At 51.2% G+C, this 8,796-nt stretch carries 6 protein-coding genes and 1 pseudogene; 2 read left to right on the forward strand and 5 right to left on the reverse strand.

Going from position 1 to position 8,796, the window contains the following annotated elements; all coding sequences use genetic code 11:
• Nucleotides 1-471: 471 nt before the first annotated feature.
• From infA to trxB, 5 genes and pseudogenes are all read right to left on the reverse strand, one after another.
• The gene (gene infA / locus FFT88_RS24175) at nt 472-690 is read right to left on the reverse strand and encodes a translation initiation factor IF-1 (protein WP_001040187.1); all 219 of its coding nucleotides are present in this window, start codon (nt 688-690) and stop codon (nt 472-474) included.
• A gap of 284 nt (nt 691-974) precedes the next feature.
• On the reverse strand, nt 975-1,679 hold the full coding sequence (aat, locus tag FFT88_RS24180) for a leucyl/phenylalanyl-tRNA--protein transferase (RefSeq protein WP_135404504.1): 705 nt from the start codon (nt 1,677-1,679) through the stop codon (nt 975-977).
• 44 nt (nt 1,680-1,723) lie between these two features.
• Entirely contained in the window at nt 1,724-3,445 is a 1,722-nt protein-coding gene (gene cydC / locus FFT88_RS24185) for a cysteine/glutathione ABC transporter ATP-binding protein/permease CydC (RefSeq protein ID WP_135404503.1), read from the reverse strand.
• Nucleotides 3,446-5,211, reverse strand: a pseudogene (gene cydD, locus FFT88_RS24190) (cysteine/glutathione ABC transporter permease/ATP-binding protein CydD).
• A gap of 122 nt (nt 5,212-5,333) precedes the next feature.
• Nucleotides 5,334-6,299: a thioredoxin-disulfide reductase gene (trxB, locus tag FFT88_RS24195; RefSeq protein WP_135404502.1), complete on the reverse strand. Its 966-nt coding sequence runs from the start codon at nt 6,297-6,299 to the stop codon at nt 5,334-5,336.
• Between the two features lie 544 nt (nt 6,300-6,843).
• Between trxB and lrp the strand changes: the two genes are divergently transcribed.
• Together lrp and FFT88_RS24205 are read left to right on the forward strand one after the other, a co-directional pair.
• Nucleotides 6,844-7,338: a leucine-responsive transcriptional regulator Lrp gene (gene lrp, locus FFT88_RS24200; RefSeq protein ID WP_000228473.1), complete on the forward strand. Its 495-nt coding sequence runs from the start codon at nt 6,844-6,846 to the stop codon at nt 7,336-7,338.
• A 134-nt stretch (nt 7,339-7,472) separates the two neighbouring features.
• Nucleotides 7,473-8,796: DNA translocase FtsK 4TM domain-containing protein (locus FFT88_RS24205; RefSeq protein ID WP_240731098.1), on the forward strand; the 1,324-nt coding region annotated here is incomplete at its 3' end.

An 8,796-nucleotide genomic window follows, 5' to 3' on the forward strand; every position in this document is an offset into this window, starting at 1 on the left:
ACATGGAGCCTTTACGGACGGTAAATGTATTGTTCACTGCCGTACAGGCAGCTTAGAAACCACTGTGGTGGGGAATAGCTCTCTTTTACTCGTTCACTGCCGTACAGGCAGCTTAGAAAAAGTGACTTACTGAGTTTAGACAGAGAGGCATGTTCACTGCCGTACAGGCAGCTTAGAAACGATAAACAGGCCGGATAGTAACGTAGTGGTAGTTCACTGCCGTGTAGGCAGCTTAGAAATTCCGTTGATTACCAAAACGTTGACGGCTTTATGTTCACTGCCATGCAGGCAGCTTAGAAATTTCTCGCTCGCCATAAGCGCGGGTAGTGGTGGTTCACTGCCGTACAGGCAGTTTTCAAACTTAACACACCATCCTCCAGTATTTATTCCCCTTGACCCCAAACGCAAAAAAGGCCGGTTAAACCGACCTTTTACTCGTTCTTTCTCTTCGCCCATCAGGCGGTAAAACAATCAGCGACTACGGAAGACAATGCGGCCTTTGCTCAGGTCGTACGGGGTCAGTTCAACAGTCACTTTGTCGCCCGTCAGGATGCGGATGTAGTTTTTGCGCATTTTACCGGAGATGTGTGCAGTAACCACGTGACCGTTTTCTAACTCTACGCGGAACATGGTATTAGGCAACGTTTCAAGAACGGTACCTTGCATTTCAATATTGTCTTCTTTGGCCATCTAATCCTCTGGGGTATCACTACCGTAATTTGAACCGGCAAGATAATGCCGAAGTTCTGTAAATAAGTAAAGATTTGTGCGCTAATTCGCAACAAACAGGTTTGGCACATAACTCCGAAAACACACGGCTAAGCCGCACTATAAGCGCAACGTATAAGGGAGCGGTGAGATAAACGGTGGGCGTTACCTGACGCGAAAAATTCCTTATCGGCAGCGGAGTAATGAGCATAACCAACTCTGCGACCGCAATTATAACACTCTGGGGAGAAATGTGCCGAAAACATTCATTCTTGTGGTGAAAACAATCGCCGTGGTACCCAGAAATTATTTGGTAACCGTTCGGGGCGCAGTTGATTGAGATAATTGAGGTAATCCCGGCGAGGAATTTCGCAGGCACCAAGCGAGGCCGTATGGTCATTTAATACCTGGCAGTCGATAAGCTTGCCGCCGTGGCGGATAAATTCGTCACAAAAAACCAGGAGCGCCGTTTTCGAGGCATTCTCCATGCGGCTGAACATCGACTCGCCACAAAACAGTGTTCCCTGCGCCACGCCGTACATGCCGCCGACAATTTCGCCTTCACGCCACACTTCTATGGAATGGGCATGGCCCAACTCGTGAAGGCGATGGTAGGCTTCGACGACGTCACGCGTAATCCAGGTCCCTTCTTCGCGATCGCTGGCGCATCCTTCAATGACCTGATCAAACGCGTAATTCAGCGTGACGCGATAGGGAGAGCGCTTATGAAAACGTTTCATGCTGCGGCTGATATGTAGTGATTCTGGCCATAAAACCGCACGTGGATCAGGCGACCACCAGAGAATAGGATCGCCCGGAGAAAACCACGGGAAAATACCGCGCTGATAAGCCATGAGTAACCGAGCAGGGCTAAGATCGCCTCCCAGCGCCAGCAGACCGTTAGGCTCACGTAATGCGCCTTCCGGGGAAGGGAAGGCTATTGAATGGCGAGAAAGCTGAACCAGGCGCATGACTGCAAAACTCCACTACGCAAGTCGGATCGTTCAATAATAGCTTACAAACCCTGCTTAAACTGGTAATAACGCCCCTGTCTGGCAAGCAGTTCTGCATGGGTACCTTGTTCAATAATTTGCCCGTTGTCCATCACTATTATTTGCTGAAAATGTGAAAGTCCACGCAGCCGATGTGTAACCATCAATAGCGTTTTCTCACGCATCATTTCAGCCAATAATTCGAGGATCTGACTTTCAGTCGTGGCATCTAAGCCTTCGGTTGGTTCATCCAGTAATACTAACGGCGCATCGTGCAATAGCGCACGGGCGATAGCCAGACGACGCAGTTCGCCGCCGGAAAGCTGGCGTCCGCCTTCTCCCAACCAACTGTTGAGCCCTGTGTCTTCGAGTAGTTTCTCCAGACCGACGCGACGGAGAATTTCAGCAAGAGTCTCATCAGTAGCGCCAGGTGCGGCGAGTAACAGATTATCGCGCAGTGTGGCGCTAAACAGATGCACTCGCTGTGGCACAACGCTGATGGTCTGGCGCAATGTCGATTCATTCAGGTCAGAGATCGGGCTGCCGTTAAGCAAAATCTCACCCTGTTGCGGGTCCCATGCGCGGGTTAGCAGTTGTAACAACGTTGATTTGCCGCATCCGGTTCGCCCGAGAATCGCAATATGTTCTCCGGCGTTTGCCTGAAGAGAAATCCCTTTAAGTGCTTGTTGGGATTGTTCCGGATAAGTGAACGCAACATCCCGTAACGTCAGGGAAACCTGCTCAGGAACGGCGGACTGAGTATCCGGGAAGGTCACTTCTGGTTTTTGGTCCGTTAAGTCAGTGATACGCACGGCAGAAGCAATAACTTGCCCCAGATGCTGAAATGCACCTGTCACCGGAGCCAGGGCTTCGAATGCAGCCAATGCACAGAAGACAAACAGCGCAATTAACGCGCCTGGCTGGCTATTACCGCCAACGCCGCCGGAGGCCATCCATAGCATCAGAATCACCGCCAGCGCGCCAATCAACAGCATAATTGCCTGCGAGAGCGCGGTCAGTTCGGACTGACGACGCTGCGCTTCCAGCCACTGAATTTCGGTGTTCTCTAACTGCGTACGATAACGATCGCTGGCACCAAAAATGGTCAGTTCAGCTTGCCCTTGCAGCCAGGCGGTTAACTGTTGGCGATACTGCCCGCGAAGATGAGTCAGATTTTGCCCGGTGCTTTTTCCCGCACGATAAAACAGCGGCGGCATCAGGAAAAGTGTCAGCAACATAATGCCGCCCAGCGTGAAGGCGAGGGTGAAATCAAGAAAACTTAACCCGACAGTCACCACCATAATTACCACAAAAGCCCCTACCAGCGGTGAGATAACGCGCAAGTAAAGATGATCGAGCGTATCAACATCGGCGACGACGCGGTTGAGCAATTCGCCCTGGCGATAGCGGGCCAGCCCGGCAGGGGAGAGAGGCAACAGCTTGCTGAAGGTGTAAATGCGCAAATGCTGCAACACGCGGAAAGTCGCGTCGTGACTCACCAGACGTTCAAAATAACGCCCGGCAGTGCGGGTGATTGCCGCGCCACGTACACCTGCGGCAGGCAGCATGTAGTTAAAGCTGTACAGTCCTGCAACCCCCGCAATCGCTGAGGCGGAGAGGAACCAGCCGGAAAGTGTCAACAGACCGATACTGGCGAGCAGCGTGACAATTGCCAGCACAATACCAAGACTTAACATCCATTTATGACGTTTATACAGTGCCAGATAGGGTAGCAAAGCGCGCATTTAAATCTCCTCCTGACGATGGGCCAGTAATGTGGCGAATGGGCCACCAGCCACACTTAATTCCGCGTAACGTCCTTGCTCAATAATCTGACCATCCTGCATTACCCAAATGACATCCCAGTCAGCAAGATCTTCTAACTGGTGGGTGACCATCAGCGTTGTCTGGCGCTGCGAGGCAGCGTTTAGCGCCTGCATCACACGCTGCTCGCTATGTGCATCGAGACTGGCTGCAGGTTCATCCAGTAATAACAGTGAGCAGGGATGAAGTAATGCACGCGCTACGGCCACACGTTGTGCCTGACCTACGGAAAGGCGAGCTGCCTGATCGCCCACGGGAGTATCGATACCTTGCGGCAGGAGCGGCAGAAACTCACTGACCCAGGCGTTATCCAGGGCCATTTGTAACTCTTGCTCGCTGGCATCCGGTCGTGCCAGCAGCACATTGTCTCGTACTGTTGCCGCGGGTAATTGCGGATTCTGGCCAACCCATGAGAGATGTTTTCGCCATGATTCCGGGGATAAATCCCGCAATTCAATGCCGTTGATCTGCAGCGAGCCTTGATAAGAGAGAAAACCGGAAAGCGCATTTAATAGTGAACTTTTCCCGGATCCGCTTCGTCCCACCAGTACCGCACGTTTGCCTGCAGGTAGTGTAAAGTTCAGCGGGCCAGCCAGTGTTTTACCTTCAGGCGATGTGATAAACAGATCTTTGGCTTCAATGGTCACTGGTTCGGTAGACGTTAACTCAACGTCACCACGCTGTGGATGGGCGAGCGGTGTTTCCATAAATGTTTTCAGGCTGTCAGCCGCGCCAACAGCCTGGGCTTTGGCATGATAAAACGTGCCGAGATCACGTAACGGCTGGAAAAACTCGGGGGCGAGGATCAACGCAAGGAAGCCCGCAGCCAACGTCACGCCCGTGCTGTAGTGACCGAAATCCAGCTCACCAAGATAAGAGAAACCAAAGTACACCGCGACCAGGGCAATCGACAGCGAGGTAAAGAATTCAAGAATACCGGAGGATAAAAACGCCAGGCGTAATACTTCCATGGTCCGTTGGCGAAAATCTTCCGAAGCCGAACGGATACTTTCAATTTCAGCCTCGCCACGACCAAAAATACGCAGGGTTTCCATGCCGCGCAGACGATCGAGAAAATGCCCGCTTAAGCGAGCAAGCGCGAGAAAGTTGCGTCGGTTAGCATCGGCAGCACCCATCCCAACTAAAGCCATAAACAACGGAATTAACGGTGCAGTGCCGAGTAAAATAAGTGCCGCGGCCCAGTTAGAAGGAAAAATTGCGACGACAATCAGTAGTGGCACTGAGACTGCCAGCGCCATTTGCGTAGGTAGCGAGCGTAGTAATCATGCATATCGTCAATTTGCTCGAGCACCAGCGTCGCCCAGCTGCCCGCAGGTTTGCCCTGAATCCAGGCAGGCCCCGCCTGCTGCAAACGGTCAAGAACCTGGCGGCGGATGGCAAAACGAATATGTTGCCCGGCGTGATAGCCCACCCGTTCGCGTAACCAGACCACCCATGCACGCAGCACAAAGGTCATCACCAGCAAGGTAAAGGGAAGTAGCAAGGCTTCTCGGGGGATGTTCTCCATGATCATATGTTGCAGAATTCGCGCCATAAACCAGGCCTGGGCAATTATTAATATGCCGCTCACAAAGCCCAGCAGACGAGAAATATTCAGCCAACGTTGGGAGATGACGCTTTGCTGTTTTAACCAGCGGGTTAACTCTTTTTGACGGGATTTATTCATTGCACGCTTAGCAGGTGAGTTATCAGAATTATTTGCAGAGCAATGTTACAACGGGGAAAAAATAAAGGCGACCCATAGTCGCATGGTGTCGCCTTCTTTACTTTTGTTACTGATTTGTAAAATTATTTTGCGTCAGCTAAACCGTCGAGGTAGCGTTCCGCATCAAGTGCTGCCATGCAGCCTGTACCGGCAGAAGTAATGGCCTGACGATAAATATGATCCATCACGTCACCTGCGGCAAAGACACCCGGAATGCTGGTCTGGGTGGCATTACCATGAATACCCGACTGCACTTTGATGTAGCCGTTTTCCAGTTCCAGTTGTCCTTCAAAAATAGCCGTGTTCGGACTGTGACCGATAGCAACAAACAGACCAGCAACGTCGAGAGACTCGATATTATCGCTGTTTTGCGTATCGCGCAGACGAACGCCAGTGACGCCCATCTGATCGCCGATCACTTCTTCCAGCGTACGGTTGGTGTGCAGAATGATGTTGCCGTTCTCCACTTTGTCCATAAGACGCTTAATGAGGATTTTTTCCGCACGGAAACCATCGCGGCGGTGGATCAAATGTACTTCGGAAGCGATGTTAGACAGATACAGCGCCTCTTCAACTGCAGTATTGCCGCCGCCGATAACCGCCACTTTTTGGTTGCGATAGAAAAATCCATCGCAGGTTGCACAGGCAGAAACCCCACGGCCTTTAAAGGCTTCTTCAGAGGGCAGGCCGAGATAGCGTGCAGAAGCCCCGGTGGCAATAATCAGCGCATCGCAGGTATATTCGCCATTATCGCCAGTCAGGCGGAACGGACGATTCTGCAAATCCACTTTATTAATGTGGTCAAAAATAATTTCAGTTTCAAACTTGGTAGCATGTTCATGCATGCGTTCCATGAGTAACGGGCCGGTCAGATCATTTGGATCTCCTGGCCAGTTTTCTACTTCAGTGGTCGTCGTCAGCTGGCCGCCTTTTTCCATGCCGGTCATCAGCACCGGTTGCAGGTTGGCGCGTGCCGCGTAGACAGCAGCGGTATATCCCGCCGGGCCTGAGCCCAGGATAAGCAGTTTACTGTGTTTGGTCGTGCCCATGAGATCCCCATAGTTGTTGGCAGACAATGGGCAGGATTGTAGGGAATTTACAGACGTAAAAAAAGAGTATGACGATTTTGTTAACGATTTGTGCAATCGTCAAAAGCGATAATCGTGTCAAATTCTCCCGTCATTATCACGTCTGCTACTTAATTTTTCCGGTTTATAAGCCGATTAAATGATGATTAAACGTCACTGTTAATGAATAACTGGCATGTTGTACTAAAAAACGATGTTTTGCTTTGACAATCACCTGGTGTTTTGCGAAAACATTCGAGGAAGAAAAAAACAGTATTGTTATGTGCGCATAATCATGCATGTAAATACCATGTTTACCGTGCTAGTGAAATCTACGCATGGCGTGGACAGACGCCATTCGTGATGTCGATAGCTGCCTCAAGGCAACGGTCTTCTCACCGTAGACCCAGGCATTGCGAGCCGTGAATCTTAATGATTTCGGTCTATCGTGACAGGTAGCGACTCTGAACAGTGATGTCTTCAGGGTCAGACAGGAGTAGGGAAGGAATACAGAGAGACAATAATAATGGTAGATAGCAAGAAGCGCCCTGGCAAAGATCTCGACCGTATCGATCGTAACATTCTTAATGAGTTGCAAAAGGATGGGCGTATTTCTAACGTCGAGCTTTCTAAACGTGTGGGACTTTCCCCAACGCCGTGCCTTGAGCGTGTGCGTCGGCTGGAAAGACAAGGGTTTATTCAGGGCTATACGGCGCTGTTGAACCCGCATTATCTGGATGCATCACTTCTGGTATTCGTTGAGATTACTCTGAATCGTGGCGCTCCGGATGTGTTTGAACAATTCAATACTGCTGTGCAAAAACTTGAAGAAATTCAGGAGTGTCATTTAGTATCCGGTGATTTCGACTACCTGTTGAAAACACGCGTGCCGGATATGTCAGCTTATCGTAAGCTGCTAGGGGAAACCCTGCTGCGTCTGCCTGGCGTCAATGACACACGGACATACGTTGTTATGGAAGAAGTCAAGCAGAGTAATCGTCTGGTTATTAAGACGCGCTAACACGGAACAGGTGCAAAATAAGCGTATTTTGATTACACTCCTGTTAATCCATACAGCAACAGTACTGGGGTAACCTGGTGCTGTTGTCCGTTTTAGCATCGGGCAGGAAAAGCCTGTAACCTGGAGAGCCTTTCTTGAGCCAGGAATACACTGAAGACAAAGAAGTCACATTGACAAAGTTAAGCAGCGGGCGCCGACTTCTGGAGGCGTTGCTGATTCTTATTGTCCTGTTTGCCGTCTGGTTGATGGCAGCCTTATTAAGCTTTAACCCTTCGGACCCCAGCTGGTCGCAAACGGCCTGGCATGAGCCTATCCATAATTTAGGCGGGACGCCTGGCGCGTGGCTGGCAGATACGCTGTTCTTCATTTTTGGCGTGATGGCTTACACCATCCCGGTCATTATTGTTGGCGGCTGTTGGTTTGCCTGGCGTCATCAGTCCAGCGATGAGTACGTTGACTATTTCGCCGTTTCACTACGAATTATTGGCGTGCTGGCGCTTATCCTTACGTCCTGTGGCCTTGCGGCAATCAACGCGGACGACATCTGGTATTTTGCCTCCGGTGGTGTAATCGGTAGTTTATTAAGCACTACGCTGCAGCCGCTGTTGCACAGCAGTGGCGGGACCATTGCGCTGCTCTGTGTTTGGGCGGCTGGCCTGACGCTGTTTACCGGCTGGTCCTGGGTGACCATTGCCGAAAAACTGGGGGGCTGGATTTTAAACATCCTCACTTTCGCCAGTAACCGCACTCGTCGCGATGATACCTGGGTTGATGAAGAAGAGTATGAAGACGACGAAGAGTATGAAGACGAAAAAAACGGCAAACAGCATGAATCGCGCCGTGCTCGTATTCTTCGTGGCGCGTTAGCGCGTCGTAAACGTCTGGCGGAAAAATTCATCAATCCGATGGGGCGGCAAACAGACGCTGCATTGTTCTCGGGTAAGCGGATGGATGATGAAGACGACATTACCTACACTGCGCGCGGCGTAGCCGCTGATCCTGATGATGTCCTCTTTTCGGGTAACCGTGCAACGCAGCCAGAATATGACGAATACGATCCATTATTAAACGGTGCACCAATTACCGAACCTGTTGCTGCGGCAGCTGCTGCTACCACGGCGACGCAAAGCTGGGCTGCTCCGGTTGGGCCTGTTACTCAGACGCCGCCTGTTGCGTCGGTTGATGTTCCACCTGCTCAACCTGCTGTTGCCTGGCAGCCTGCGCCAGGACCGCAAACGGGCGAGCCGGTCATTGCCCCAGCGCCGGAAGGTTATCCGCAACAACCTGTGCAGTCACAGCAGCCATATTATGCGCCTGCTGCGGAACAACCTGTTCAACAACCCTATTACGCACCAGTGCCTGAACAGTCGATTCAGCAGCCATATTATGCGCCTGCTGCGGAACAACCTGTTCAACAACCCTATTACGCACCAGTGCCTGAACAGCCGGTTCAGCAGC

Source organism: Escherichia sp. E4930 (assembly GCF_005845405.1).
In the GTDB taxonomy this organism is placed as follows: domain Bacteria; phylum Pseudomonadota; class Gammaproteobacteria; order Enterobacterales; family Enterobacteriaceae; genus Escherichia.

What these genes read in the sequence shown, in the direction of transcription:
- infA (WP_001040187.1), bottom strand. Translation starts at nt 690, where the DNA reads ATGGCCAAAGAAGACAATATTGAAATGCAAGGTACCGTTCTTGAAACG.
- aat (WP_135404504.1), bottom strand. Translation starts at nt 1,679, where the DNA reads ATGCGCCTGGTTCAGCTTTCTCGCCATTCAATAGCCTTCCCTTCCCCG.
- cydC (WP_135404503.1), bottom strand. Translation starts at nt 3,445, where the DNA reads ATGCGCGCTTTGCTACCCTATCTGGCACTGTATAAACGTCATAAATGG.
- trxB (WP_135404502.1), bottom strand. Translation starts at nt 6,299, where the DNA reads ATGGGCACGACCAAACACAGTAAACTGCTTATCCTGGGCTCAGGCCCG.
- lrp (WP_000228473.1), top strand. Translation starts at nt 6,844, where the DNA reads ATGGTAGATAGCAAGAAGCGCCCTGGCAAAGATCTCGACCGTATCGAT.